Genomic DNA, 25,459 nt, shown 5'->3' on the forward strand with positions numbered 1-25,459 from the left:
ACGAGACGACACAGCGCACCCGCCCGCCTGCGAAAGAGAACATGATGAGTCTGACCGACTACGCCGGGGTCGCCGGCCTGGTAGCCGCGGCCGTCCTCGCCCTGTGGATGGTCCTGGGCGCCCGAAGCGTGACGAACGCCCGCCACCGAGGGACTCCCAGGCCGGGGCTACCCCGCCTCCGCCGGTGACACCTTCCGCGCGTTGTAGTAGGTGAGCCCGCCGTACGCGTACATGCCCAGGCCGAGCACTGCCATCCCGGCGATGACCAGCCACCGCAACGGGTTCGCCACGTAGAGGGCGAGGAACCACGACTTGGTGTCGGCGTTGCCGGTCAGCAGGAAGATCGCAGGTACGAGCGCCTGCGGGAACAGCGGGATGGCGGCGAAGCCGAGACAGAAGCCGGCCAGCGTCCGCTTCCAGCGGGGGATCGACTCGTACTGCGCCTTCTTCTTGGCTTCCTCGACGGTCCGGCCGTGCCTGAGCAGCGTGAGCAGCTCGGGTCCGCGCTGTTCGAGCCGGTTGATGGCGAGGCGGCCGAGGTACCACCACGCCAGTACGCCGGACAGCAGCCCGATCGGGACGCCCCACCACGACCAGTAGAGCGCAGCGACCAGCGCGGGTGCCGCGGACACGGACACCAGTACGAGCATCACGTAGACGAGGCCCATGGTCTCGCCCTCGTTCTCACCCGAGTTGAGCGGATTGCCGGACCGCTTGTGCGCGTCGGTCGTCGGTACGGCGGCCCACACCGAGCAGGCCACGATCAGACCGGCCGCGCCACCCAGGAGCGCCGGCAGCACGCTGAGCACGAGCGGCCAGGCACCGGCGTCGCCTGCCCACCAGGTGAAGAGCACGGTGATCAGGACGGTGAGCGGTCCGAAGACGAGCAGGAACGCGCGCTGCCGCGCCCGTACATCCGGTCCGGCCGAGCCGGGGGTCATCAGCGTCGTCCAGAGCGCCGTACCGTCCGCACCGTACAGGTTGGAGGCCATCGCACCGGCCATGATGACGGCCGCCGGACCGGCCCACGGCAGCATGTAGGTCGCCTTGAGTGCGAGCGGCATCATGCAGAAGAAGAGTCCATAGCTGACCGCGAAGACGGCCTTGTGACCGTAGAGCAGGTCCCGCGTCCACGAGCGGAGTTCCTTGGCTGCGGCCGCACTGCTCGGTCCGTCGGCGGACAGTGGTCGCCGGACCTTGTGGCTCATGTGGCTGGCAGTGGTACGGCGTACCAGGAGAGCGGACCAGGCGATCAGCATCACTGCGGCGAGCAGGACCAGGCCGACCAGCGGCAGCAGCGCCTCGAGCCAGTCGCCACGACCGGCGGCCTCGACCGCGGCCAGACCCCAGCCCGACGGTGCGATGCGCGCAGCAGTGGCCACGGTGCCCTGCACGTCGGTGGAGACGTACGCGACGATCAGCGCCCAGCCCTGCGCCGCGAACGCCAGGATGAACGCGTTGACCACCGCGGCGAGGACGGCCCCCGAGCGGACTTGCAGGAGTACGCCGTACACGGCGACGGCGAGCCGGGACGCCAGGATGAAGCAGAACAGCTGTAATACGAGGGCCGGCAGGGCGATGAGAGCTGCTGCGACGCTCAGCTGCGCACCGGCAACGACCAGACTCAGCAGGGCCACGAGGCTGATCACCGGTGCGACGCCGGCGACCGCAGCGACCAGCAGTCCGGTCGACAGCGTGCGCGGCGGCAACGGCAGCATGCTGAAGTACTCTGGCTTGAGCGTCTCGTCACCGCCACCCGCGAACAGAGGCCCGACCACCCAGCCGAGCATCCAGATCCCGAGCGCAACGACCAGTCCGTCGTTGTCGCCGCGGGCTGCGACCCAGATCGTGCCGCCGGCGAGCACCAGGCCGCAGAACGCACCGGCGCCGATCCAGGAGACCCGGTTCTGGTCCTTCAGTGCATGCCGGAACGAGGACAGCCGCATCCGGACCAGCGTGTGCGAGGTGGCGTAGGTCAGGCCGAGAGCCACGACAGACCCTCCGCACCCCGGGTCGAGGCACCGACCAGCGACACGAACGCGTCCTCCAGGCTGCCGCCGGCCTGCACCTCGGAAACAGTGCCCGAGGCAACGACCTTGCCGTCGGCGACGACCGCCACCCGGTCGCACAGCTGCTCGACCAGCGCCATGACGTGACTCGACATCACCACCGACCCGCCGCCGGCGATGAACCTGTTCAGGATCGTCCGGATGGTCGCCGCCGACACCGGGTCGACCGCCTCGAACGGTTCGTCCAGCACCAGCAGCCGGGGCGCGTGCAGCAAGGCGACGGCCAGTCCGAGCTTCTTCCGCATGCCGGTCGAGTAGCCGATCACCTGCTTCTCGTCCTCGTGATCGAGCTCGAGCACCTCGAGGAGTTCCGACGTACGTCTCCGGACCTCGTCCTCGGGCAGACCCCGCAGCAGGCCCAGGTACGTCAGCACCTCACGCCCGGTCAGCCGCTCCGGCATCCCGAGCCCGTCCGGCAGCACCCCGACCAGCGCCTTCGCCTTCGTCGGCTCGTCCCACACGTCCACCCCGAAGATCCGCGCCGTCCCCTCGTCCGGCCGCAGCAACCCGACCGCCATCGACAGCGAGGTCGTCTTCCCCGCCCCGTTCGGCCCGAGCATCCCGAAGAACGATCCGGTCGGCACCGACAGACTCAGCCCGTCGACCGCCCGCTCCTCGCCGAACACCTTGGTCAACCCGACCAACTCGAACGCCGCACTCTCCATACCGCCAGTTTCCTCCCAGCCAACACCCCTAAAGGTCAAACCCTGCCACCGAACACCCGCCGCGGTCGTCACCCGCGCGACCGACCCGCCCCATCCCCCACACGGCCTACACCGCGTTCGGTTCGCGCCATGGTGTGAGTCTTTCATCGCAGGACGAAGGGCCGTGCCGTTGCGTGGTTCTGTCGGTGCTGAGTGCGACCGTAGGGCGATGACGGGGATTCGGGTTGCTCTTGCGCAGCCGGCTATCAGTGCGGACGCGCGGGTGAACGGGAAGACCGTTCGGTCGTTGATGCGGAAGGCAGCGGCTGGGCGGGCGCGGTTGGTGCACTTTCCGGAGGGTGCGCTGAGTGGGTACGCGAAGGAGCAGATCGCCGACTGGTCGCAGGTTGACTGGGGTGTGGTCCGCGGGGAGCTCGAGCGGGTCATGGCGTTGGCCGCTGAGCTGCGGCTGTGGGTCGTGCTGGGGTCAGCGCATCCGTTGACGCCGCCGCATCGGCCCCACAACAGCTTGTATGTGATTTCGGACGCGGGCGAACTGGTCGACCGCTACGACAAGCGCTTCTGCTCGAACACCGAGATCAACCATTTCTACAGCCCTGGCTTCGACCCAGTGGTGTTCGACGTCGACGGCTATCGATTCGGCTGCGCGATCTGTGTCGAGATCAACTTCCCGCAGTTGTTCAGTCAGTACGAGCGTCTCGGCGTCGAGTGTCTGCTGCTGTCGGCGTACCCGGTGGACTCGATCTTCGAGCTGAAGGCGCGTGCGTACGCCGCGATCAACTGCTATTGGGTTTCGATGTCGCTACCCGCGCAGACCGTCGACCTGATGCCGTCCGGTCTGATCACGCCCACCGGCACGTACGCCGCCCAGCTCAGCGGGAACTCCGGTCTCGCCATCACCACGCTGGACCGCGACGACCCCGCCCTGACAGTCCCGTTCCAGCACGCCCGTCCGTGGCGCGCCACTGCCATGAAGGGCGAGATCTACCGCACCCGGGCGGTAGACGACCCCCGCTCCCGAGACCACACCATGCTCTAGCTGCCCTCCAGGTGTGACCTTGTGCACGCATCCGCCCTCAACGCACGATGGGGCAGGCGAGCGAGCACGCGACGAAGGAGCGCACGTAGCCGGCTGCGGGTCAATCACAGTTGGGTGGGGAATTGGAAAAGTCCCGGTCGTTGACCGGGACTTTGTGCGCGAGGGGGGAGTTGAACCCCCACGCCCTTTCGGGCACACGGACCTGAACCGTGCGCGTCTGCCTATTCCGCCACCCGCGCGCAGGTTGCTCTGACGATGTCTTCTGCAACCGAGTGAGAAGACTAGCACGGGATCTGGCGGACCTTCACATTGCGGGTTCGGTCGAACCTCCCGATACGATCGATCGTCGTACCCGGTGTGTCCACCGTGACGTGGACGCGGCGTACGGCGTGCCTGCTGGGGGCGCCGGACGGCAGGCACGATCGTTGGCACCAGCCGGCGACCGACCGTGGAGGAGGAGGCGTGCGACCGCTGCAGCGCTTCGAGCGACGCCTGGAGGGCATTGTGAGCGGTGTCTTCGCGCGTGCGTTCAAGGGCGACGTCGAGCCGATCGAGCTGGCGGCGGCGCTCAAGCGTGAGATCGACAACACCGCGCGGATCCTGTCCAGGGACCGCCGGCTGGTGCCGAACCACTTCACGATCGAGCTCGGTCCGGGCGATTTCGAGCGCCTGAACGCCTACGGCCGGACCCTCAACCACGAACTGGCCAACGAACTGCGCGACCACGCCGACATCCAGCGGTACACGTTCTCCGGCCCGATCGAGATCGAGCTGACCCAGCAGGACGACCTCCCGACAGGTAAGTTCCGGGTGGTCAGTGCCACCGTCGGTTCACCGCAACGGCGGTCCCAGCCCTACCCGCAGGAGCCTTACGTGCCGCCGAACGACGGCCCGGTGCTGAGCACCCCGGCCAGCCCGCCGCCCCCGCAGCAACAGCAGCCCCGACGCGGTCACCCCCAGGTGATGCTCGAGGTGAACGGCCGGCGCCGCCCGGTCAACCCGCCCGGCGTGGTCCTCGGCCGCGGTACCGACGCGGACATCCAGATCAACGACCCGGGTGTGTCCCGGCGGCACGCCGAGATCCGGCTGATGCCGGAGGGTCCTGGCGGCATCCGAGTGGTGCTGGTCGACCTGGGCTCCACCAACGGCACCCTGGTGAACGGCCGGCGGACCACCGAGGCCGAGCTGGTCGACGGCTCGACCGTGCGGATCGGCAACACAACCATGACGCTGCGTCTCGCGGACGAGCCGATGGCCCAGCCGCCGAGCAGCGGGTGGTGACTGAGCTTCCATGTCGGAACTGACCCTGACCCTGATCAAACTGGGGTTTTTGGCGCTGCTGTGGATGTTCGTCCTGGCGGTGCTGTCCGTGATCAGGTCCGACCTGTTCGGCGCCAAGGTCGACAGCCGCGCCGCGGCCGCCGTCGTACCGCAGAACTCCCGTACGCCGAAGCCCGCCAGGCCGACCAAGAAACGCAAGGGCCTGCCCGGGTCGGTGACGATCGCGGACGGCCCTCAGGCGGGCGTCGGCGCGACCCTGGTCGACGAGCCGGTGATCATCGGACGCGGCTCGGACTGTCAGATCCGGCTCGATGACGACTACTCTTCGACCCGGCACGCCCGGCTGTTCTCTTCCGAGGGGCAGTGGTGGGTCGAGGACCTCGGCTCGACCAACGGGACGTACCTGGACGGCCAGCGGGTGACCCGCCCGGTGCCGGCCGAGATCGGCGGCTCGGTCCGGATCGGCCGGACGACGCTGAACATCGCGAAGTAGGCCTGCCTCGATGACCCTGTCGCTCGACTACGCAGCACTGTCCGACGTCGGACGGGTGCGCCGCAACAACGAGGACTCGGCGTACGCCGGTCCGCACCTGCTGCTGCTCGCCGACGGGATGGGCGGCGCGGCGGCCGGTGAGGTGGCCAGCGCGGCGGCGGTCCAGGTGATCCGGCGGCTGGACAACCCGGAGATCAGCGGCGAGGACATGATCGAGGCGCTGGCCGGGGCGGTGCACCGGGCCAACGAGCGGCTGTCCGAGCTGGTCGAGGAGGACCCGGAGCGCGAGGGGATGGGCTCGACCGTCACCGCGCTGATGTTCGACGGGCAGCAGCTCGGGCTGGCGCATCTCGGCGACTCCCGCGCGTACCGGATGCGGGACGGCCAGCTGTACCAGCTGAGCCACGACCATACTTTTGTGCAGTCGCTGGTGGACGAGGGCCGGATCTCCAAGGAGGAGGCCTTCACCCACCCGCACCGCAACCTGATCCTGCGGGTGCTGGACGGCCGGCCGGACTCCGATCCGGACCTGGAGATCCTCGACGTCCGGGCCGGCGACCGGCTGCTGCTGTGCAGTGACGGCCTGCCCGACTACGTGAGCGACGAGGTGATCGCGGCCTCGATGGCCGACGGTACGCCGGACTCCGTGGTGGTTGAGCTGATCACGCACGCCCTGGAGGCCGGGTCCAACGACAACGTCACCTGTGTCGTCGCGGACGTGATCGAGACGCCGCCCGTCAGCGGGGAGTCGCCGCAGCTGGTCGGCGCCGCGGCGGAGCTGGCGCAAGGCAGCACGGGACGCGGCGAGCCGACCACGGCCATCCGCGGCCACGGCGGCCACGGCGGCGGCGGTCACGCGGCCGCGTTGGACCCGGAGGAGCTGCGGTACGCCCCGAGGCCGCCGAAGCGGTTCCCGTGGCTGCGCCGGATCGCCGTACTCGTGGTGATTCTCGGTCTGATCGGTGGCGGCATCTGGTTCGCGTACAGCTGGACCCAGAAGCAGTACTTCGTTGGGACCGACGGCGACTACGTGGCGATCTTCAAGGGTGTGGAAGCAGACCTCCCCGGCCTGACGCTGTCGAAGGTGTACGAGCGGCAGACGCTGCAGGTGGACAAGCTGCCGACGTACAGCCGGGAGCAGGTGGAGGGCAACATCCAGGCCGACAACCTGGCCGGGGCCCACGCGATCGTGGGTGAACTGCAGCACACCGCGGACGAGTGCGCGCAGGTCAAGCCGACCCCGAGCCCGACACCGCGGCCGACCACGCCGCTGCCGAGTACGCCGCCGGCGACCGGCAAGCCCGTGTCCACGCCGCCGAAGCCCCCGGCCACGGTTCCGGTGACTTCACCGTCGACGACGCCGAGTACGCCGGTGGACCCCGACGACTGTGACGGCGTTCGATGAGCATCGCGTCGACGTCGGTCATCCAGATCATCCCCCGCACCCGGCGCGGGGTGGAGTTGTTCCTGCTCATCATCGCGGTCGGAGTTTCGGTCGCGGCGTACGTGAACATCGGCATCACCGTGCAGGACAAGGTGCCGGCCAGCACCGGGTACTACGCCGCCGGCATCGGCCTGCTCGCGCTGATCGCCCACCTCGCGCTGCGCTACCGGGCGCCGTACGCCGATCCGGTCCTCCTGCCGTGCGCGGTGCTGCTGAACGGGCTCGGTGTGGCGATGATCCATCGCATCGACCTCGGCCTCGCCTCGATCGCCGAGGCGAACGGCCGGACCCCGAAGGCACCAGCGGCACCGCAGCAGATCACCTGGACCGCGGTCGGCATCGTGCTTTTCCTCGTGGTGATCCTTTTGATCAGAGATCACAGGCGCCTGCAGGCCCTCACCTACACCGCCGGACTGGCCGGTCTGGTGCTGCTCGTCCTGCCGCTGATCCCCGGCCTCGGTGTGAACCTGAACGGCGCCCGGATCTGGATCCGGCTGGCCGGGATGTCGTTCCAGCCTGGTGAGTTCGCGAAAGTGTGCCTGGTCATCTTCTTCGCCGGTTATCTGGTGGTGAAGCGCGACGTACTGACGCTGGCCGGGCACCGCTTTCTCGGGCTCGACCTGCCGCGGGCCCGCGACCTGGGCCCGATCCTGATCGCCTGGGGCGTCAGCCTGGGCGTGCTGGTCTTCGAGAGTGACCTCGGATCGTCCCTGCTGTTCTTCGGCCTGTTCCTGTTCCTGCTGTACGTGTCGACCGAGCGGGCCGGCTGGCTGATCATCGGTGGCCTGCTGTTCGCGGCCGGAGCGTTCTTCGCGTACCAGACGTTCGGACACGTGCACAAACGAATCCAGGACTGGCTCGACCCGTTCTCGATCGACGGCGGCCAGGTGGCGACCGGGCTGATGGGTCAGGCCTGGGGCGGCGTCCTCGGCCGCGGCCTCGGCCAGGGCCGCCCGGAGATCACGCTGTACGGCCAGAGCGACATGATCATCTCCTCGTTCGCCGAGGAGCTCGGCCTGACCGGGCTGATCGCGATCATCCTGGTCTACACACTGATCATCGAGCGCGGCCTGCGGACCGCGCTCGGCTGCCGTGACATCTTCGGCAAGCTGATCGCGACCGGTCTGGCGATGTCGTTCGCCCTGCAGATCTTCGTGATCGTCGGCGGCGTCACCGGGCTGATCCCGCTGACCGGTCTGGCCACGCCGTTCATGGCGCTGGGCGGTACGTCGCTGGTCGCGAACTGGGCGATCATCGCGCTGCTGCTGCGGATCAGTGACCAAGCACGCCGGCCGCAGACGCCGGCCGCCCCCGTGTCCGACGAAACGATCGCCATGGCGGTGCAGAAGCAGTGAATTCAGCGATCCGACGACTGGCCGTGGCAGCGATCATCCTGATGCTCGCGCTGATGGCGAACTCGACGTACCTGCAGGCGTTCCGGGCCGGTGAGCTCAACGGCCGCAACGACAACCGCCGGGTGCGCGACTCGCAGTTCTCGGTGAACCGCGGGCCGATCCTGATCGGCAGTACGCCGATCGCCAAGAGCGAGCGGTCCGACGACCGGTTCAAGTTCCAGCGCACCTACCCGGCCGGACCGACGTACGCACCGCTGACCGGGTTCTACTCCTACTTGTTCGGCCGTGGCGGGATCGAGCTGACGATGAACTCCGAGCTGAACGGCTCGGACCCGTCGATGGCGTTCCGCCGGATCATCGACGTGATCAGCAACCGTCCGCAGCAGGGCGGCAGCGTGACCCTGACCCTGAACGCCGCGGCCCAGCAGGCGGCGTACGCCGGACTGGCCGGCAAGACCGGCGCGGTCGTCGCGCTGGAGCCGAAGACGGGCAAGGTGCTGGCGATGGCGAGCCGGCCGTCGTACGACCCGAACCAGCTGGCCTCGCACGACCTGGACAAGGTCAGCGACGCGTGGAAGCGGCTGAACGCAGACCCGAACAAGCCGCTGTCGAACCGCGCGGCGAAGGAGCTCTACCCGCCGGGCTCGACGTTCAAGCTGGTGACGGCGGCGGCCGCGCTGTCGAGCGGGAAGTACACGCCTGAGACGAAGGTCAACTCGCCGGCCGAGCTGCCGTTGCCGCAGACCACGCAACCGCTGGTGAACGAGGACCGCCGCAACTGCGGGGGCAGCGACAACGCGACCCTCACGGTGGCGCTGCGCTTCTCGTGCAACACGGCGTTCGGCAGCGTCGGCCTGGACCTCGGTCCGGACGTACTCCGTGACCAGGCGGCGAAGTTCGGCTTCGGCGAGAAGCCGTTGCCGGAGCTCGGCGCCGTGGCCAGCCAGTTCCCCGGCGACCCGAATCAGCCGCAGACGGCGCAGTCGGCGATCGGCCAGTTCGACGTCCGGGCCACGCCGCTGCAGATGGCGATGGTGTCGGCCGGGATCGCGAACAAGGGCGAGGTGATGAAGCCCTACCTGGTCCAGAGCGTGAAGACGGCGGACCTGAAGACGGTGTCGGAGACCAAGCCGGAGTCACTGCACCAGGCGGTCACACCGGAGGTCGCGTCTCAGCTGACCACGATGATGATCGACGTCGTGAACAACGGCACCGGCAAGCCCGGCCGGATCAGCGGGATCCAGGTGGCCGGCAAGACCGGTACGGCGCAGACCGCGCCGGACCGGCCGCCGTTCGCGTGGTTCACCGCGTTCGCGCCGGCCGACGACCCGAAGGTCGCGGTCGCCGTGCTGATCGAGAAGGCGAACATCTCCCGCGACGACATCGCCGGCGGCAAGCTCGCCGCGCCGATCGCGAAGAGCGTCATGGAGGCGGTGCTGAACCAGTGAGCACCATACGGAATGATGCCGTCACAGTGCGTCTTTCCAACGGGGATCCACGTGTGGCTGTCGCTACCGTGGGCAAATTGAGTGTGTTTTTCCGGACAGGTTGGAAGGCTGAGTCATGACATCGCAGGCACGTCTCGTCGGCGGCCGGTATGAAGAAGGCGAACCGCTCGGCCGCGGCGGCATGGCCGATGTGCGCAGGGGCGTCGACAACCGACTCGGCCGGGCTGTCGCGATCAAACGGCTCCGGGTCGACCTGGCGAGTGACGCGACCTTCCAGGCCCGGTTCCGCCGCGAGGCGCAGTCGGCGGCCTCGTTGAACCACCCGACCATCGTGTCGGTGTACGACACCGGCGAGGAGCCGGACCCGAACGGTTCCGGCGTCACCATCCCGTACATCGTGATGGAACTGGTGACCGGCAAGACGCTGCGCGACCTGATCCGCGAGGGCCGCAAGATCATGCCGGAGCGGGCGCTCGAGATCACCTCCGGCGTGCTCGAGGCTTTGGACTACAGCCACCGGGCCGGCATCGTGCACCGCGACATCAAGCCCGGGAACGTGATGCTGACCCCGCAGGGTCAGGTCAAGGTGATGGACTTCGGCATCGCCCGGGCGGTCGCGGACACCTCGTCCACGATGACCCAGACCGCGGCCGTCATCGGCACCGCGCAGTACCTGTCACCGGAGCAGGCGCGTGGTGAGACCGTGGACGCGCGCTCGGACCTGTACTCGACCGGCTGCCTGTTGTACGAACTGCTCACCGGCCGGCCGCCGTTCGTCGGCGAGTCGCCGGTGTCGGTGGCCTACCAGCACGTGCGGGAGCAGCCGCTGCCGCCGTCGTCGTTCGACCCGGACATCCCGCCGGAGGTCGACGCCGTCGTACTCAAGGCGTTGGCGAAGAGCCGCGAGGAGAGGTACCAGAGCGCGTCGGAGATGCGGCAGGACATCCACCGGGTGCTGGCCGGGCAGCAGGTGACCGCGCCGATGGCGTCGGTCGCCGAGACCCGCGCGATCCCGGCGACGATGGCCTCTACCGCGGCGACGCAGGCGTACCGGCAGGGTCCGGCCGACGACCTGCTGCCGCCCGGCGGCGACGAGGACGACCTCGAGGACTCGCGGTCGCGGCGCAACCGCGGCCTCGCCTACTTCCTGCTCGGCCTGGCCATCGTCGCGATCGCGGTCGGTGCCTACGCCCTGTTCACCAACCTGGGCAAGGACAACGGCGGTACAGCGACCACTCCGCCGGCGAAGGTCCAGGTGCCGGACGTGAGCGGCATGACGGCGACGCAGGCGACCGCGGCGCTGACCGAGAAGGGCCTGAAGTTCGCGCAGGGGCCGAACCAGACGAGTGACACGGTCGGCCGCGGATTCGCGCTCAGCCAGACGCCGGAGCCGGCCACCGAGGCCGACCCGGGCTCGACGGTCACCGTGGTGTTCTCCTCCGGCCGGGCCGCGTTCCCGGTGCCGGATGTGATCGGCAAGACCGAGTCGCAGGCCCGCAAGGCGCTGGAGGACTCGGCCGGGAAGTTCAAGGTCAAGGAAGAGACCGTCAAGCAGGACAGCGGCGAGAAGGCCGGCACCGTCCTCGCGGTCAGCCCGGATCCGAACGGCCAGTACCCGTCCGGCGCCGAGTTCACCCTGACCGTGTCCAGCGGCAAGGAGCTGGTCGAGGTCCCGAACGTCGTCAGCGTGCCGCAGGACGACGCGACCAAGCAGCTCAAGGATCTCGGCTTCCAGGTCGGCTACAAGAACGGCACCGACCCGAACTACGGTCCGGACGCGGTGATCGCGCAGAGCGAGAAGGCCGGCGCCAAGATCGCGAAGGGCTCGACGATCACACTGACCGTCAACACCGAGCCCGACGAGCCGAGCGACACCCCGAGCACCACCCCGTCCACGCCGGAGAGCCCGGGCACGCCAGGAATCACGATCGGCGGCTGACCGCCGTACAACGCACAAAGGCCCCCGCCTCGGCGGGGGCCTTTCGTGTGGGGTCAGTTGACGACGGGCGCCAGCCCGACCGAGCGGGCGACCGCGTCAGGGTCGCCGCAGATCGCGAGCCAGTTGGCCAGCATCCGGTGGCCGCCCTCGGTCAGCACGGACTCCGGGTGGAACTGGACGCCTTCGACCGGGAGGTCGCGGTGCCGGGCCGCCATGATCACGCCGGCGTCGGTCCGGGCTGTCACCTGCAGCTCGTCCGGCACAGTGTCCTGGGCGATCGCGAGCGAGTGGTACCGGGTCGCGGTGAACGGCGACGGCAGTCCGGCGAGCACACCGGCGCCCTCGTGCAACACCTGGCTCGTCTTCCCGTGCAGCAACTCGTCCGCGCGCCCGACGACTCCGCCGTACGCGACTCCGATGGCCTGCAGGCCGAGGCAGACGCCGAAGATCGGAACCTCGCCGCCCTTCTCGCGCACGATGTCCACACAGGCGCCGGCTTCCTCGGGCGTTCCGGGGCCGGGCGAGAGCAGGACTCCGTCGTACTCGGTGACCTGGTCAGGGGTGACCTCGTCGTTGCGCAGCACAGTGGTCTCGGCCTGCAACTGCTGGAGGTACTGGACCAGGTTGTAGACGAAGGAGTCGTAGTTGTCGACGACAAGGATCCGCGGCATGCGGACCATTCTGACAGCTACCGGCCGCTGGCCGTCGGGCTGGCCGAGGGAGTGTGCTCGAACCCGGGCACGGTCGCGCTCTGCAGGTCGAGCGTGCCCTCGTACGCCGGCATCGCGATCGACGACTCGTTCTTCACCTCGTAGCCGAGCTGGAACTTCACCACATAGTCCTGCAGGTTCTCGATGTACTGCGAGTCGTCCAGCGCCTGCTGCAGCTTCCGCCGGTCACCGAGCGCGGTGATCTTGTACGGCGGCAGGTACGGCACACCGTGCAGTACGACGGAGTTCCCCACGCATTTGATCCCGGTGGTGGAGATGACTCGGTGGTTCTGGATCGAGAGCGCGTCGGCACCACCGGCCCAGAGCGCGTTGACCACCGCCTGGATGTCCTGCTGGTGGATCACCAACCAGTCCGCGTCGACGTCCGGGTTCTCCTTGACGACCTCGGACGGCGCATCCTTCAGTGTCACCGTCAGACCCGGCCCGGTGACCGGCGTGGTCCCGACCTCCTCGGACAGGTCCTGGAGCTTCTTGGACAGCGCCGGATCGATCGAACCCTGCTGCTCCTGCAGCTTCACGATGTCCTGGGTCAGCGCCGCGTGCTGGCGGACCAGGCTGGCGCTGCGGCGGCTCTGTTCCTCCACGAGCCCGGCGAGCGTAGTGTTGCGGGAAGGACGCAGGTCGGTGCCCCGGGCGTTGGTGGCGCTGGTCGCGAACAGCAGACCGGCGCACAGCAGCGCCAGGGGTGCCCCCACGCGCCACAGCGAAATCCGCTTGAACCTACGCACCTGTGATCTCCATGTTGCTGTCTGCACTACGCTAACCCCGGACCGGACCCGACAGGTCCGGGCCTCCTGGCCTCAGAGGTCAGCTTATGCGTCCTTACAAGGAGTTCAGCCGTGCCCGAGTCGAGCAGTCGCAACAAGAAGAAGACCGACAAGGTCAAGGTCCAGAAGACGCCGAAGAAGCCGCGCACCACCAGCCGCGTGTGGGTCGCGCCGGTGATGCTGGCCTGCTGGCTGCTCGGGCTCGCCTGGCTGGTCGTCTTCTATGTGGCCGGCCAGAACATTCCGGTGATGGACGACCTGGGCAACTGGAACCTGCTGATCGGCATGGGCCTGATCGCGGTCGGCTTCGTCGTCTCCACCCAGTGGGTCTGAGGCACTGACCCCACCGGGTGAACCGGGCCTGTCCGGAATCACAGCGGTGGAGTTATCCACATCCATATCCCCAGTTGTGCACACCGATTTGGCGACGTTATCCCCAGCTCGCCGTCGACTTCTCCACCGGATCCGGCCGAAACTCGGCGAAATCTGTGGATAAGTCAGGTTTGAGTGGATGAGTTTCCACACCGTTCACGTCGGCAGCGGGCGGTTGTCCACCACCTTCTTCATCACGATCGTCGAGGTCAGCCGCTGTACTCCGGGCAGCCGGGCCAGCCGTTCGTCGCGCAGCCGCTGGAATGCGCCGATGTCGGCCGTCGCCACCCGGACGAAGTAGTCCGGCTCCCCGAACAGCCGCTCGGCATGCACCACCTCGGGGATCTCGGCCAGCCCGGACTCGAACCCGGCCACCGACTCCTCCCGGTCCATCGTGACCGCGAGCAGCACCTCGAACCCGCGCCCGACCGCACCCGGATCGACGACGGCCCGGTATCCACTGATCACTCCGGACCGCTCCAACTCCCGCAGCCGGCGGTGACAGGGCGCCGCACTCAGCCCGATCCGTTGGGCGAGTTCGGTGACGGTCAGCCGGCCCTCCGCCTGAAGCACCGCAAGGATCTTGCGATCGATCGCGTCCATGACACAGATCCTAGCCGTGATCCCGCGATGCGAGCATGAATTCGCACGATATCGTCGCTGATTCAGCAGTAATCTTGCGCCATGCTGGACTTCCTACCCCTTCTCGCCGCCTGCTTCGGGATTCCGCAGTACCTGCCGCAACTCCTCAAGCTGCGCGGCACTGGTGACACGGCCGGCGTCTCCTGGTCCTGGGCGACGCTGACGAGTGCGAACAACGCGGCCTGGTTCGCATACTTCATGGCCTCGGGCTACTGGACCGCGAGCCTGCCGTCCACGGGAGCAGCCATCCTGGCCGGCACCCTCTCGGTGATGCTGGTACGACGTGGCGCGGTGAACCGCCGAGCGATCGCCTGGATCTGCGGCTGGGTGGGACTGCTCGTGCTCGCGGCCGCCGTCGGTGGACGAATCGGCCTGGGGACCTTGCTCGCCGCCGCCTCGATCGTCCAGGTGACGCCGTCGGTGTGGACGGCGTACCGGACCGAGCGCCCGACCGGCATCTCCCGAGGCACCTGGGCGCTGGTGTTCGGCGAACTGTCCTGCTGGTTCGTCTTCGGCCTGTGGAAAACTGACCCGCGCCTGATCACGCTAGGCGCCACCGGCATCCTCGCGAGCCTCCTCATGCTGGCCCGCATCCGCCACGCCACCCGCCTGCCCGCCACATCTATCGACCGGGTGAAGTCTCCGGCGTAGCTTCGAAACTGCGACCTGGGCCTAGACAGGGGAGGTCTCACGATGTTCGTTCAGGTCATTCAGGGGCAGATCACCGATGTCGAGCAGGCGCACGCTGCCTTCGACCGGTGGATGGAGGAACTCGCGCCCGAGGCGATGGGCTGGCTGGGGAGCACGGCCGGGGTCACCGCGGACGGACGGTTCATCGTGCTGGCTCGCTTCGACTCCGCCGAGTCCGCGCGGCGCAACAGCGAGTCGCCCGCGCAGGACAAGTGGTGGCACGAGTTCTCCTCGCTGCTCACCGACGGCGCGACGTTCCACGACACCGAGGACGTGACGGTCGACCAGGGCGGCAATCCGAATGCGGCGGGTTTCGTCCAGGTGATCCAGGGGCGGGCATCGAACCCCGAGCGAGCCCGGGCGCTGATGGCCGAGCATCCCGAGGATTGGGCCGCCTTCCGGCCGGACATCCTCGGCAGTCTGCTCGCGATGTCCGACGGTGCCTTCACGACCGCGCTGTACTTCACCTCCGAGGCGGAGGCCCGGGAGGGCGAGCGGAAGGAGCCGCCGGCCAGCCTGAAGGCGACGATCGACGAACTGAACTCGCTCGACGCGGAGCAGCCGGTGTTCTTCGATCTCGAGCATCCCTGGCTGTACTCACCGCGCTGATCCGCCCGGGTCCACTTCTACGTAGAGATGTATGTAGACATGGCTCGACCTCGTACGTATAGTTCTACGTAGGAGGAGTGAGAACCATGCCCAACAAGACGATCTACGTGTCGGACGACGACCTGCCGCTGTACAAGAAGGCGCAGGAGCTCGCCGGGAACCTGTCCTCGGCGATCTCCATCGCGCTGCGCAAGTACGTCGAACTGGAGGAAGGCCGGCTCGAGGGGTACGACGAGATCACCGTACGGGTGGGCCGAGGCACCGGCCGCAAGCAGCGGTTCTCCGGCGTACTGCTCGCCGAGGGCGGCCGATCCAGCAAGCACGGCTACGAGGCCTTCAAGGTCTACCGGAGCCGGACCGGCAAGTACGTGCTGCACGCGGATCGCAGCAACCTGTTCACCGTGGGCGCCGACGACGAGCAGTACCTGAGCGGCTGGCGCTCCTGGATCGGCAACTGGAGCACCGACCAGTCCTGGAGCATGGCCCAGGGCGAGGCCACCCTCGATGTCGTCGACACCGTCGAGGAGCTCCGCGAACTGATCCCCGAGGACCTCTACGAACTGGTCGAGGAAGCCTCGGGCCACCCCACGGTGGAGGATCTCGACATCTAGTCCCCACCCCTCCACGCTGATCCGGCGCCTTCGACGAAGGCCGGCCGGCTGGATCAGCACGCCCTGAATCTCCTCCCACAGACCCTTTCAGCCATTGGGTCAGGTTCACCCTGCCCACTTTCACCCGAGGAAGCCTCATGTCATCAGCGATCGACGTCCGCGGACTACGCAAGTCCTACGGCGACAAGCTCGTGCTCGACGGCATCGACCTGAACGTTGCCGAAGGCACCATCTTTGGCCTGCTCGGCCCGAACGGCGCCGGCAAGACCACCGCGGTGCAGATCCTGTCCACCCTGACCGCGGCCGACGCCGGCGAGATCCGGGTCGCCGGGTTCGACCTGCACCAGAACCCCGAGGGCGTCCGGTCCGCGATCGGCGTCACCGGCCAGTTCTCCGCGGTCGACGGCCTGCTCACCGGCCGCGAGAACCTGATCATGATGGCCGACCTGCACCACCTCGGCCGTCGCGAGGGCCGCCTCCGCGCGGACGAACTGCTGGAGCGGTTCGACCTGGTCGAGGCCGGTGCGAAGCTGGCCTCGACGTACTCCGGCGGCATGAAGCGCCGGCTCGACCTCGCGATGACGCTGGTCGGGGATCCACGGATCATCTTCCTGGACGAGCCGACCACCGGCCTGGACCCGCGCAGCCGGCACAGCATGTGGCAGCTGATCCGCGAACTGGTGGCCGGCGGCGTCACGGTCCTGCTCACCACGCAGTACCTGGACGAGGCGGACGAGCTCGCCGACCAGATCGCCGTACTCGATCACGGACGGCTCGTCGCACAGGGCACGGCCGAGCAGCTGAAGCGGCTGGTACCGGGCGGGCACGTCCGGCTCCGGTTCACCGCGCCCGACGACTTCGCCCTCGCGTCCCAGGTCCTGCCGGCCGCGGCGCGAGACGAGGAAGCACTGGTCCTGCAGGTGCCGAACGACGGCAGCGTGCACTCGCTGCGCGCCCTGCTGGGCCGGATCGACGACGCCTCGCTCGAGGTCGACGAACTGACGGTCCACACCCCCGACCTGGACGACGTGTTCTTCGCCGTCACCGGTCAGCCCACTGTTGAGACTTCGCCCGAGAAGGTGACGACGAAATGAGCTACGCACTGCAAGACACCGCCACCATGCTGCGCCGGAACCTGCGGCACGCCCAGCGCTACCCCGGTTTGTCCCTCGGCGCCCTCGGGATGCCGGTGATCATGATCCTGCTGTTCGGCCTCGTCTTCGGCGACACGTTCTCAGCAGGGCTCGGCGGCAGCGGCGCCGGCTTCGACTACATCGACTTCCTCACCCCAGGCATCCTGCTGATGTCGATCGCGTCCGGGACGATGTCTCCCGCGGTGGCCGTCTGCATGGACATGACCGAGGGCATCGTCGCGCGGTTCCGCACGATGGCGATCTTCCGGCCCGCCGTACTGACCGGACACGTGCTGGGCAACGTGCTCGTGACGATCGTCAGCCTGGCGTTGGTGGTCGGCTTCGCCGTACTGATCGGGTTCCGCCCGAACGCGTCGCTGGGAGACTGGCTGCTGGCAGCCGGCCTGATGATCGCGCTGACCGTCGCGCTGACCTGGTTCGCGATCGCGCTCGGCCTGACCAGCAAGACACCGGAGGCGGCGAGCAACGTCGTCCTGCCGATCTCCCTGCTGCTGCCGTTCCTGAGCAACACCTTCATCCCGCTGGAGTCGATGCCGAGCGGAATCCGCTGGTTCGCGGAGTACCAGCCGTTCACTCCGACCATCAACACCCTGCGGCACCTGCTGCTGGGTACGCCGATGGACAGCGGCGACGGCTGGCTCGCGCTGGCCTGGTGCGCCGCCATCGCCGTGGTCGGCTACTTCTGGGCACAGAAGAACTACAACAAGGGGACTGTGGCCTAGCTCGGTGCGCCCAGCAGGTTCGCCCTCGTGCGGATGTGCGCAGGCACCAGCAGGTCGCAATCCGGGTTGTTCTCCGGCTCACCGGCCACGACGTGGAGCGGGATCACGCCAGTCCAGTAGGGCAGGTCGAGGTCCTGCTCCTCGTCGTTGGCGGGCCCCGAGCGAGTCTTCACCGAGGCTTCGGTCAGTGAGAGCGCGAGGACCGAGGTCTTCGCGAGCTCCTTGCGGTTCGGCGGACGGACCGCGGTGGAGCGGCCGGGCACCAGGTGGTCGACGATGCGGTTGAGCGCGTGCAGCTTCTCGTCCGGATCGGTCACCAGCCGCGGTACGCCGAAGATCACCGCCGACCGGTAGTTGACCGAGTGATGGAACGCCGAGCGGGCGAGCACCAGACCGTCCGCGTGCGTGATGGTCACGCAGATCGTCTGCTGCGGCGCCGCGACCACACTGCGGGCGGCAACCGACCCGTGCAGGTACAGCGTCCCGTCGGGTCCCTCGTCCAGATCCACGCCGTACGCCGTCGGCAGCACCAGCGGTGCACCGTCGACGACGACACCCAGGTGGCAGAACATGCCGTCGAGGAGTACGTCGTACAGCTCCTGCCGGTCGGTAGCAGCTCGCTCCTTGGAGCGGCGCAGTGCAGTCCGGTCGGTCGGCTGAAGCGGCGTGGTGGTCATGTCACCAGAGTCCCGTCCGCAGTGGCATGCTGGCACGGTCCATTCCCGCGCGAATCAGGTAGTCCATTCGTGGAAAGCTCCCTGCCGCTGACCATCGATCGTCGTACCGGTCTGCCGCTGCACCTGCAGCTGGCCGAGCAGTTCCGGGCCGCGATCCTGGACGGCCGGCTCCGATCAGGCCACCGGCTCCCGTCTACCCGCGATCTCGCCCGCGACCTGTCCGTGTCCCGGTCGGTGACTCAGGCGGCGTACGACCAACTCCACGCCGAGGGGTGGATCGAGGGTCGTACGGGGGCGGGGACCTACGTGACGGACGTCGTACCGCTGCAGCCCGCCGTACGGCACCGGGCCGCACCTCAGCCGGATCCGGCGGCCGAGCTGCTTTCGCTGCGGCCGGGGATCCCGTACATCGCTCCGACGCCGGACCCGGGTTGGCGACGTGCTTGGCGAGAGGTGTCGACGCAGTCGCCACCACATGGGTACGACGATGCCGCTGGGCTACCGGAGCTCCGCACTGCGTTGGCTGACCATGTCGGCCGGGTCCGCGGGATCGCCTGCGAACCGGAGAACATCCTGATCACCAACGGCACCGTGCACGGCCTCCGGCTGCTCCTCACGGTGACCCGGCGCCCGGGCGACCGCATCGCGATCGAGGACCCCGGCTACCTGAACGCCGTCGTCGCGGCCCGGGACCATCACCTCGAGATCGTCGACGTACCGGTGGACGCCGACGGGCTGCAGGTCTCCGCACTGACCGAGGCCCCAGCCGTCTACGTGACGCCGTCGCACCAGTACCCGCTCGGCGGCCGGCTACCCGTTGCCCGACGCAACGAGTTGGTCCGGTGGGCACGACGGAACGACGCGATGCTGATCGAGGACGACTACGACAGCGAGTTCCGGTACGACGTCGCGCCACTGCCCGCACTCGCCCAACTCGACCTGGATCGAGTGGTCCATCTCGGCACGCTGTCCAAGACGATCAGCCCGGCGCTCCGGCTCGGTTGGCTCGTCGCATCCGACACGATGGTCGACCGGCTGGCCCGCTTCCGCGCCGAGTCCGGCGACTGGCCCGGCTGGCCGATGCAGGCCGCCCTCCTCGCCATGCTCCGCGACGGCTACCTCGACCAAACCGTCCGCAAAGGCCGCCGCCTGTACGCCGACCGCCGCCTCCACACCTGCACAGTTCTCTCGCCCTACGGCCAAATCATCGGCCAGGAAGCCGGCCTCCACATCACCCTGCTCCTCCCCGCCCCCCTCAACGACCGAGCCATCACCACCGCGGCCCGCCAAGCCGGCGTACAAGTAGCCCCCTTGTCGGACTACCGCCGATCCACCCCCGGCCCACCCGGCCTGGTCATCGGCTACGCCACCCCCTCAACCCCAGACCTCCACCAAGCCCTCGACATTTTGGTGAAGGTCCTCGACGGAGTAGGTGTCAGTCGCCGTTGAGTGGGTCTGCTTCGGGGACCGGGGCACCGCGGAAACCGACGGGGTCGGGGAAGGTGCCGTTGACCTTTCCCAGGCCCTTGATGACGGTGCCGGTGCCGTTGGCGTGACCAACGGCGTACAGGTAGCCGGCGCTGGTGTCCTTGTCGATGCCGAGGAGCAGCGTGCTGTTCTGGCCGCACTTGGTCGCGATCAGCTTCTCGAAGCCCTGCCAGGTACGGGCGCGGACCGGCTTGACGATCGGCTTCATCGGCGACGTGGTCGGGATGCGGATGGTGTAGAGCGAGCCGCCCCGGAGGTTCGCCAGGAAGGTGTCGTACGTCGCCGTCTTGCTGATCAGCGCCATCGACTTCACCGCGCCGAGACCGGTCGCCGAGCCGGTACTGCGCCAGCTCGTTGCAGAGGCGGTCCAGCGGAACAGGGTGCCGTCACCGCGGAGCCCGTACGCCGTAGAACGGCCCAGGGTCTGCGAGACCTCGAGCGCGGTGAAGTTCGCCCACCCGCCACCGATCCGGATCAGCCGCTGCAGCACCGGCACGCTGGTGCCCGAGTCGTCGTACGGCGTCACGTAGGCACTGAAGTACAGACCGTCGCCCTGCACGACCCACCCCGACACCTCGATGCCGGGGATGTCGGGCTCGTGGACGACCGTCGTCGCCAGTCGCACCTGACCGGGCTGGTAGACCCCCGTGACCGTGCTGGTCAATTGTTTGCTCGGCGGCGTACTCGCCGTGACCACGCTCTCCATCGCGTCACCCGGAGCAGTCACGGCCTCAGTCATCAGACTGCACGCAGCAGCCGTTCCCTCCGCGGCCGCGACACCAGCCTGCGCCGGCACCACGACGGCTGCCGCACCAGTCAGTAACGCCGCCCCCGCCAGACCCCAAACCAACTCCCGTCGCATCAAAACCCCTCCCCGGATCTCGAATGCCTCCCGTACATCCTTGATGCGCAGCCGGCACGAAAGGTTGGAGCAGTGCCCGGGTCGGTCTGTTGGTGTCAGTCGCCCTTCAGTGGGTCGAGGTCGGCGACTACGCCCCAGCGGAAGTTGACGGCGTCGGGGAAGGTGCCGTTGACCTTGCCGCGGCTCTGGATGACGGTCGCGGTGCCGTTGGCGTGGCCAACGGCGTACAGGTAGCCGGAGTTGGTGTCCTTGTCGATGCCGAGGAGGAGGGTGCTGTTCTGGCCGCACTTGGTGGCGGTCAGTTTCTCGAAGCCCTGCCAGGTGCCGGCGCGGATCTGCTTGACGATCGGCTTCATCGGGGCCGTGGTGGGGATCCGGATGGTGTACAGCGAACCGCCGCGGAGGTTCGCCAGGAACGTGTCGTACGTCGGGGTCTTGCTGACCAGCGCCATCGACTTGACCGCGCCGAATCCGGTCGCCGAACCCGTGAGGTGCCAACTCGCGCCGATGTTCCACCGGTACAGCGTGCCGTCGCTCCGCAACCCGTAGGCCGTCTGACGGTAGACGCTGAAGTTCTCATCGGCGTACTGCGACACCTCGAGCGCGGTGTAGTTCGTCCAGCCGCCACCGATCCGGACGAGCGTCTTCTGCTCCGGCTCGTTCGTCGAGTAGAAACTGCGGTACAGCCCGTCGCCCTGCACCACCCAGCCCGAGACATCCACGCCCGCGATGTTCGGCTCGTGGATGAACGTCGTCGCGAGCCGCACCTGGCCGGGCTCGAAGATCCCCGGTGTCGTGCCGGTCGCGCGCTTGCTCGGCGGCGTGGTCGCCGTGATCACACTGCCGGCGTCCGTCCCGGTCGCCGTGATCGACTCGGCCACCAGACTGCACGCAGCGGCCGCTCCCTCCATGGCCGCTACCCCCGCCTCCGCCGGCGCCCCGAGCACCGCAGCAGCAGCCAGCACCGACGCCCCCGCCAAACTCCGAACAATCCCTCGTCGCTTCACCGTCGTTCCCCCGATCTCGTGTCCCTCCGTACACCTAGATGCGAGCGCGACCGAAAAGGTTACGACCCCGCAGTTCTCCCCCTCCCGACACCAGCCTCCTCCAGGTAAACCCACGCCCACTCCGACTCTGTGCACGGACCAACCACCTGAGCGAGCCCTGCGTGGTTGATCGGTGCACAAGGTCGGGTGTGCGCGGCTGGTGATGCGCTGCGCGGAAACGTCCGCAGTGCTTCTGGCGATCCTGTCGAGGGCCTTCTAAGGGGTGAGGGGGTTGTGGTGGAGGGGTGGTTGGACGATGGGGGTTTCGTCGAGCCAGGTGAGTTCGGAGAGCCACATGGTTCGGCCGTCGGGGTCGGTGCCCACCTGGGTTGGGTTCCAGGCGTGGTAGACGAACCAGTCGCGTCCGCCGTGGTGGATGACCATGTTGTGACCGGGACCGGCTGCGTCGGGGGAGGACGAGAGGATCGGGTCGCCGGACTTTGTGCAGGGGCCGGTGGGGGATGCGCAGCGCGCGTGCCCAACGGCGTACTCGGCGCGGTCGAAGGCGTTGGCCGAGTAGAAGAGATGGAAGACACCAGCCCCTTCGACCATGTACGGCGCCTCGACCAGCGCACCCTCCCACGGGAGGTCCTGCTTGATCAGCTGATGGACCGGACCGGTCAAACTCAGACCGTCGGCCGACAGCTCCGACGCGTAGATCCAGGTGTCGACGCCGATCGCGTTGCCGTCGTTCTTCCAGTACAGCCAGCGCCTCCCGGTCGAGTCCTGGAACGGCGACGCGTCGATCGAACCACCCTCGTCTGCCTGACAGATCAACGGTTCAGGCGATTTGTCGACATATGGACCTGTCGGCTCGGACGCGACCGCGACCCCTATGCACTGCCGGCCGGAGGCAGTCCCATGGGTCGTGTAGTACATGACGTACCGGTCGGGCCCGTGCACCGATACCTCCGGCGCCCAGACCCGACCCGGCGACGACCAATCCGGTAACGACGGCAGAGCGTCGCCGACCTGCTCCCACGCCACCAGGTCACCAGAGCTCAGAGTCTGCACGTTCCCCAGCGGCCCGTTGGTCGCGAAGGCGTAGAAGCCGTTGCCCACCGCAATGATGGCGGGGTCGGCGAAGTTGCCGTCGTAGACCGGATTGGTGAATCCCACGTGTCTCCCTCCAGCAGAACCGCAGTTACTTGCTCTCGTAGAACCGCAGATAGTCGAAGGTCGCCACCGGCGCCGGGTTCGCACCGGTGAACTCACCATGCGCATACAGCCCGAGCTTCGGCGTCTGCCCCGCGGGCAGCACCCACGACGCACCCCACGTCCAGTTCTTCCCATCCACCGAAGTCCCAGCCCGGTAGACGTTCTCGCCTGCTGCGTTCTTGTGATACGCGATCCGCATCCACAACGTCGACGCCGACCGCCCGATCGCCGCCGCTCCGTACGTCGTCGCACCATCCGACGGTCGCGCCACCAACTCACGCCCGTACTCCGTCTGCCTCGTCTTCCAGATCGAGACCGACCCCAGCCGCGCGAAGTCGTCGTCGTTGAGATAGACGATCATCCCGGCCTGCTGATAGTTGCGTACGTCGTTCGCACCGAGGTCGAGGTGCAGTTTGGTCTCGGCGATCCAACTGTCCCCGGCCGGCGTCTGGTGGAACAGCAACCCGGCGTTGTTCCCGCTGCCGACCATGTCCGCGTTCTCCAACGGCCACGACAACTTGCCGTCAGCAACAACTGCGTTGGCGTCCTGACGTACCCACGACCAGTCGTCACCCAGGCCCGAGGAGAAGTCGTCCCCGGACAACAGCTTCCCGGTCCGCGCTACGTCGGCCATCCGTCGTACCGGCTCCGCCACCGGCCGAACGGTCAGGTTGTCAACCTCGGCCGACCCGAGCCACCGCACCGGCGCAGCCCGAAGCTTCAGACCAGGTACGGCGAGTTCCGCCTCGGCGTACACGTCACCCAGACCGGCGTCGTTCACGCGAGCAGTGACAGTAGTACCGGAGACCTGCACGCTCAGCTTGTTCCACTGCGACCGGTCGAAGTCGGCGGGGAGCGCAACGGACTTCGCTGCGCGGCCCGCCATGAGAGTGAGCTTGCCGTTCGCGACCGAGGCGACCACCTGGTTGCCGAGCACCGTGCTGAACGCGCCGCCCAAACGGACGTCAGCCTCGACACGGATGGAGCCACCGGGCGCCGACTGACGCGTCCGCGCGGCACCGGAGATGGACGCTGTCGGTCCGCCCAAGGCGTCACCGGGCTGCCGACTAGCACCGAGCACGCCGCCAGCCGGATCGGTCGAGTCGATCCCGAGTCCGGACCCGGTCGTCGGCGCGGGCACCGGTCCCTCGGACGGGCCGAGACCGGCGCGGGTCCGCGGCCAGCCATCGATCCAGTCGATCCGGTCGATCAGCATCGGCCGCCGGTTGACGCCGAGCGGGTTGGTCAGCCACGGCGTACCGCGGTCGATCGCGTGGTAGACGATGTGGTCCTGGCCGGCCGCGTCGGTGATGAACGCATGGTGGCCGGGTCCGATCCACTTGTTGCCGTTCTGCGTGATGACCGTCGTACCGCCGACGTGCGAGTCGGTCAGCGCGACACCGTCCTTGTCGAGGAACGGGCCGCGCGGCGATCGGGACCGGCCGGCGAAGACGGAGTAGCCAGTGCTCGGGCCGGCGCAGCAGTTCATCGACGAGCCCATGAAGTAGTACCAGCCGTCGCGGTAGACGACGTACGAGCCCTCGTAGCGATCGCCGATGGTCACCTGGGTCGGCGTACCGACCGAGTGCAGGCCGTCCGGCGACAGTTCGGTGACGGAGATGCCGCCATTGAAGCCGCCGTAGTACAGGTACCGCTTTCCGTCGGCGGCGGTCAGCAGAGCAGGGTCGATCGTGCCAAGGAAGCCGCCGTTGCCGTCCGATCGCGGGCCGACGACGGGTCCGTCGGTAGCGGTCCATGGTCCGGTCGGAGTCGGGGCGGTGGCCACGCCGATCGCGGGATCACCGCCGGCGTTGGCCGTGGTGTCGGTGACAGTGAAGTACATGACGTACCGGCCGCCGAAGTACCGGATGTCCGGCGCCCAGAAGAACGAACCGGGCGCGGCCCAGGCCGGCTTCGTCGCGTCGGTGAAGACGGTGCCCAGGTACTCCCAGGAACTGAAGTCCTTGGTCCTGGCCATGTGCATCAGGCCGAACGGGCCGTTGGCGACCAGCGGGTCCGAGGTGGCGTAGGCGTACCAGTAGCCGTCCCGGCCCTGGATGATCGACGGGTCGGCGAACGTGTCGGCGAAGCTGGACGTGATCGGGTTGGTGGTCTTCACCGCGGGGTCGGGTGCGGCCGTGGCGGCCGTCGTACCGGCGGCAAGGGCTGCCACAGCGCAGACTGCGGCGAGGAGTCT

24 protein-coding genes and 1 tRNA gene are annotated in these 25,459 nt (G+C 68.2%); 14 read left to right on the forward strand and 11 right to left on the reverse strand.

Annotated features, from left to right (window positions below; genetic code table 11):
- Positions 1–167: 167 nt before the first annotated feature.
- Complete coding sequence (locus E0H75_RS03970) at positions 168–1,991, reverse strand: hypothetical protein (RefSeq protein ID WP_131511641.1); 1,824 nt, start codon at positions 1,989–1,991, stop codon at positions 168–170.
- Complete coding sequence (locus E0H75_RS03975; protein WP_131511642.1) at positions 1,976–2,734, reverse strand: ABC transporter ATP-binding protein; 759 nt, start codon at positions 2,732–2,734, stop codon at positions 1,976–1,978. Before E0H75_RS03975 ends, E0H75_RS03970 begins: the two co-directional genes overlap by 16 nt.
- 208 nt (positions 2,735–2,942) lie before the next feature.
- On the opposite strand from E0H75_RS03975, the gene E0H75_RS03980 reads away from it, so the two are divergent.
- Entirely contained in the window at positions 2,943–3,773 is an 831-nt protein-coding gene (locus E0H75_RS03980; RefSeq protein WP_131511643.1) for a carbon-nitrogen hydrolase family protein, read from the forward strand.
- Positions 3,774–3,928: 155 nt separating this feature from the next.
- Here the strand turns inward: E0H75_RS03980 and E0H75_RS03985 are convergent.
- Positions 3,929–4,012 (reverse strand) — tRNA-Leu (locus E0H75_RS03985).
- Between the two features lie 223 nt (positions 4,013–4,235).
- Here E0H75_RS03985 and E0H75_RS03990 point away from each other — a divergent pair.
- The 6 genes from E0H75_RS03990 to pknB all read left to right on the forward strand — a co-directional run bounded on the left by E0H75_RS03990 (position 4,236) and on the right by pknB (position 11,733).
- Positions 4,236–5,054 (forward strand): FhaA domain-containing protein, encoded by an 819-nt coding sequence (locus E0H75_RS03990; protein ID WP_131511644.1) that lies wholly within the window; start codon positions 4,236–4,238, stop codon positions 5,052–5,054.
- A 10-nt stretch (positions 5,055–5,064) separates the two neighbouring features.
- Positions 5,065–5,547: an FHA domain-containing protein FhaB/FipA gene (locus E0H75_RS03995; protein ID WP_131511645.1), complete on the forward strand. Its 483-nt coding sequence runs from the start codon at positions 5,065–5,067 to the stop codon at positions 5,545–5,547.
- Between the two features lie 10 nt (positions 5,548–5,557).
- The gene (locus E0H75_RS04000) at positions 5,558–6,952 is read left to right on the forward strand and encodes a PP2C family protein-serine/threonine phosphatase (RefSeq protein WP_131511646.1); all 1,395 of its coding nucleotides are present in this window, start codon (positions 5,558–5,560) and stop codon (positions 6,950–6,952) included.
- Positions 6,949–8,346, forward strand: a complete 1,398-nt coding sequence (locus E0H75_RS04005; RefSeq protein ID WP_131511647.1) for an FtsW/RodA/SpoVE family cell cycle protein — start codon at positions 6,949–6,951, stop codon at positions 8,344–8,346. Before E0H75_RS04000 ends, E0H75_RS04005 begins: the two co-directional genes overlap by 4 nt.
- Positions 8,343–9,794, forward strand: a complete 1,452-nt coding sequence (locus tag E0H75_RS04010; RefSeq protein ID WP_131511648.1) for a peptidoglycan D,D-transpeptidase FtsI family protein — start codon at positions 8,343–8,345, stop codon at positions 9,792–9,794. Before E0H75_RS04005 ends, E0H75_RS04010 begins: the two co-directional genes overlap by 4 nt.
- Positions 9,795–9,909: 115 nt before the next feature.
- Entirely contained in the window at positions 9,910–11,733 is a 1,824-nt protein-coding gene (gene pknB / locus E0H75_RS04015) for a Stk1 family PASTA domain-containing Ser/Thr kinase (protein WP_131511649.1), read from the forward strand.
- Between the two features lie 53 nt (positions 11,734–11,786).
- Here pknB and E0H75_RS04020 read toward each other — a convergent pair whose 3' ends face one another.
- Positions 11,787–12,404, reverse strand: coding sequence for an aminodeoxychorismate/anthranilate synthase component II (locus tag E0H75_RS04020; protein ID WP_131511650.1), 618 nt, complete (start codon positions 12,402–12,404; stop codon positions 11,787–11,789).
- A 17-nt stretch (positions 12,405–12,421) separates the two neighbouring features.
- Positions 12,422–13,192: a DUF881 domain-containing protein gene (locus E0H75_RS04025; protein ID WP_131511651.1), complete on the reverse strand. Its 771-nt coding sequence runs from the start codon at positions 13,190–13,192 to the stop codon at positions 12,422–12,424.
- 111 nt (positions 13,193–13,303) lie between these two features.
- Between E0H75_RS04025 and E0H75_RS04030 the strand changes: the two genes are divergently transcribed.
- Positions 13,304–13,564, forward strand: a complete 261-nt coding sequence (locus tag E0H75_RS04030; RefSeq protein ID WP_131511652.1) for a cell division protein CrgA — start codon at positions 13,304–13,306, stop codon at positions 13,562–13,564.
- A gap of 195 nt (positions 13,565–13,759) precedes the next feature.
- Here the strand turns inward: E0H75_RS04030 and E0H75_RS04035 are convergent, their stop codons facing one another.
- Positions 13,760–14,206 carry an Lrp/AsnC family transcriptional regulator gene (locus E0H75_RS04035; RefSeq protein ID WP_131511653.1) on the reverse strand — a complete coding sequence of 149 codons (447 nt, stop codon included), beginning with the start codon at positions 14,204–14,206 and terminating at the stop codon, positions 13,760–13,762.
- Between the two features lie 81 nt (positions 14,207–14,287).
- Here E0H75_RS04035 and E0H75_RS04040 point away from each other — a divergent pair, with 81 nt between their 5' ends.
- The 5 genes from E0H75_RS04040 (at position 14,288) to E0H75_RS04060 (ending at position 18,031) form a co-directional block, all read left to right on the forward strand.
- Positions 14,288–14,896: a hypothetical protein gene (locus E0H75_RS04040; protein ID WP_131511654.1), complete on the forward strand. Its 609-nt coding sequence runs from the start codon at positions 14,288–14,290 to the stop codon at positions 14,894–14,896.
- Between the two features lie 42 nt (positions 14,897–14,938).
- On the forward strand, positions 14,939–15,544 hold the full coding sequence (locus tag E0H75_RS04045) for a putative antibiotic biosynthesis monooxygenase (RefSeq protein ID WP_131511655.1): 606 nt from the start codon (positions 14,939–14,941) through the stop codon (positions 15,542–15,544).
- 86 nt (positions 15,545–15,630) lie between these two features.
- On the forward strand, positions 15,631–16,155 hold the full coding sequence (locus tag E0H75_RS04050) for an EXLDI protein (RefSeq protein WP_131511656.1): 525 nt from the start codon (positions 15,631–15,633) through the stop codon (positions 16,153–16,155).
- A gap of 137 nt (positions 16,156–16,292) precedes the next feature.
- Positions 16,293–17,249: an ATP-binding cassette domain-containing protein gene (locus E0H75_RS04055; RefSeq protein ID WP_131511657.1), complete on the forward strand. Its 957-nt coding sequence runs from the start codon at positions 16,293–16,295 to the stop codon at positions 17,247–17,249.
- Positions 17,246–18,031 (forward strand): ABC transporter permease, encoded by a 786-nt coding sequence (locus E0H75_RS04060; protein WP_131511658.1) that lies wholly within the window; start codon positions 17,246–17,248, stop codon positions 18,029–18,031. Before E0H75_RS04055 ends, E0H75_RS04060 begins: the two co-directional genes overlap by 4 nt.
- On the opposite strand, the gene E0H75_RS04065 is transcribed toward E0H75_RS04060, so the two are convergent.
- Positions 18,028–18,708: a pyridoxamine 5'-phosphate oxidase family protein gene (locus tag E0H75_RS04065; RefSeq protein ID WP_131511659.1), complete on the reverse strand. Its 681-nt coding sequence runs from the start codon at positions 18,706–18,708 to the stop codon at positions 18,028–18,030. The genes E0H75_RS04060 and E0H75_RS04065 overlap by 4 nt on opposite strands.
- A gap of 69 nt (positions 18,709–18,777) precedes the next feature.
- Here E0H75_RS04065 and pdxR point away from each other — a divergent pair, with 69 nt between their 5' ends.
- The gene (gene pdxR, locus E0H75_RS04070) at positions 18,778–20,157 is read left to right on the forward strand and encodes a MocR-like pyridoxine biosynthesis transcription factor PdxR (protein ID WP_131511660.1); all 1,380 of its coding nucleotides are present in this window, start codon (positions 18,778–18,780) and stop codon (positions 20,155–20,157) included.
- Here the strand turns inward: pdxR and E0H75_RS04075 are convergent.
- The 4 genes from E0H75_RS04075 to E0H75_RS04090 all read right to left on the reverse strand — a co-directional run bounded on the left by E0H75_RS04075 (position 20,144) and on the right by E0H75_RS04090 (position 25,435).
- Entirely contained in the window at positions 20,144–21,058 is a 915-nt protein-coding gene (locus E0H75_RS04075) for a hypothetical protein (RefSeq protein ID WP_131511661.1), read from the reverse strand. The two genes, pdxR and E0H75_RS04075, sit on opposite strands and share 14 nt — an antisense overlap.
- Before the next feature lie 95 nt (positions 21,059–21,153).
- Positions 21,154–22,038, reverse strand: coding sequence for a hypothetical protein (locus E0H75_RS04080; RefSeq protein ID WP_238162811.1), 885 nt, complete (start codon positions 22,036–22,038; stop codon positions 21,154–21,156).
- A gap of 282 nt (positions 22,039–22,320) precedes the next feature.
- Positions 22,321–23,223: a glycoside hydrolase family 43 protein gene (locus E0H75_RS04085; protein WP_131511662.1), complete on the reverse strand. Its 903-nt coding sequence runs from the start codon at positions 23,221–23,223 to the stop codon at positions 22,321–22,323.
- A 25-nt stretch (positions 23,224–23,248) separates the two neighbouring features.
- Positions 23,249–25,435: a family 43 glycosylhydrolase gene (locus tag E0H75_RS04090; protein WP_131511663.1), complete on the reverse strand. Its 2,187-nt coding sequence runs from the start codon at positions 25,433–25,435 to the stop codon at positions 23,249–23,251.
- Positions 25,436–25,459: the final 24 nt, after the last annotated feature.

The organism is Kribbella capetownensis (assembly GCF_004331485.1).
Classification (GTDB): domain Bacteria; phylum Actinomycetota; class Actinomycetes; order Propionibacteriales; family Kribbellaceae; genus Kribbella; species Kribbella capetownensis.

Excerpts from the sequence above, each read along its gene's own strand:
- E0H75_RS03995 (WP_131511645.1), top strand. The coding sequence starts at position 5,065 with ATGTCGGAACTGACCCTGACCCTGATCAAACTGGGGTTTTTGGCGCTG.
- E0H75_RS04045 (WP_131511655.1), top strand. The coding sequence starts at position 14,939 with ATGTTCGTTCAGGTCATTCAGGGGCAGATCACCGATGTCGAGCAGGCG.
- E0H75_RS04075 (WP_131511661.1), bottom strand. The coding sequence starts at position 21,058 with ATGCGACGGGAGTTGGTTTGGGGTCTGGCGGGGGCGGCGTTACTGACT.
- E0H75_RS04055 (WP_131511657.1), top strand. The coding sequence starts at position 16,293 with ATGTCATCAGCGATCGACGTCCGCGGACTACGCAAGTCCTACGGCGAC.
- E0H75_RS04005 (WP_131511647.1), top strand. The coding sequence starts at position 6,949 with ATGAGCATCGCGTCGACGTCGGTCATCCAGATCATCCCCCGCACCCGG.
- E0H75_RS03975 (WP_131511642.1), bottom strand. The coding sequence starts at position 2,734 with ATGGAGAGTGCGGCGTTCGAGTTGGTCGGGTTGACCAAGGTGTTCGGC.
- E0H75_RS04040 (WP_131511654.1), top strand. The coding sequence starts at position 14,288 with ATGCTGGACTTCCTACCCCTTCTCGCCGCCTGCTTCGGGATTCCGCAG.
- E0H75_RS03980 (WP_131511643.1), top strand. The coding sequence starts at position 2,943 with ATGACGGGGATTCGGGTTGCTCTTGCGCAGCCGGCTATCAGTGCGGAC.
- E0H75_RS04020 (WP_131511650.1), bottom strand. The coding sequence starts at position 12,404 with ATGCCGCGGATCCTTGTCGTCGACAACTACGACTCCTTCGTCTACAAC.
- E0H75_RS04035 (WP_131511653.1), bottom strand. The coding sequence starts at position 14,206 with ATGGACGCGATCGATCGCAAGATCCTTGCGGTGCTTCAGGCGGAGGGC.
- E0H75_RS04000 (WP_131511646.1), top strand. The coding sequence starts at position 5,558 with ATGACCCTGTCGCTCGACTACGCAGCACTGTCCGACGTCGGACGGGTG.
- E0H75_RS04050 (WP_131511656.1), top strand. The coding sequence starts at position 15,631 with ATGCCCAACAAGACGATCTACGTGTCGGACGACGACCTGCCGCTGTAC.
- pknB (WP_131511649.1), top strand. The coding sequence starts at position 9,910 with ATGACATCGCAGGCACGTCTCGTCGGCGGCCGGTATGAAGAAGGCGAA.
- E0H75_RS04060 (WP_131511658.1), top strand. The coding sequence starts at position 17,246 with ATGAGCTACGCACTGCAAGACACCGCCACCATGCTGCGCCGGAACCTG.
- E0H75_RS04065 (WP_131511659.1), bottom strand. The coding sequence starts at position 18,708 with ATGACCACCACGCCGCTTCAGCCGACCGACCGGACTGCACTGCGCCGC.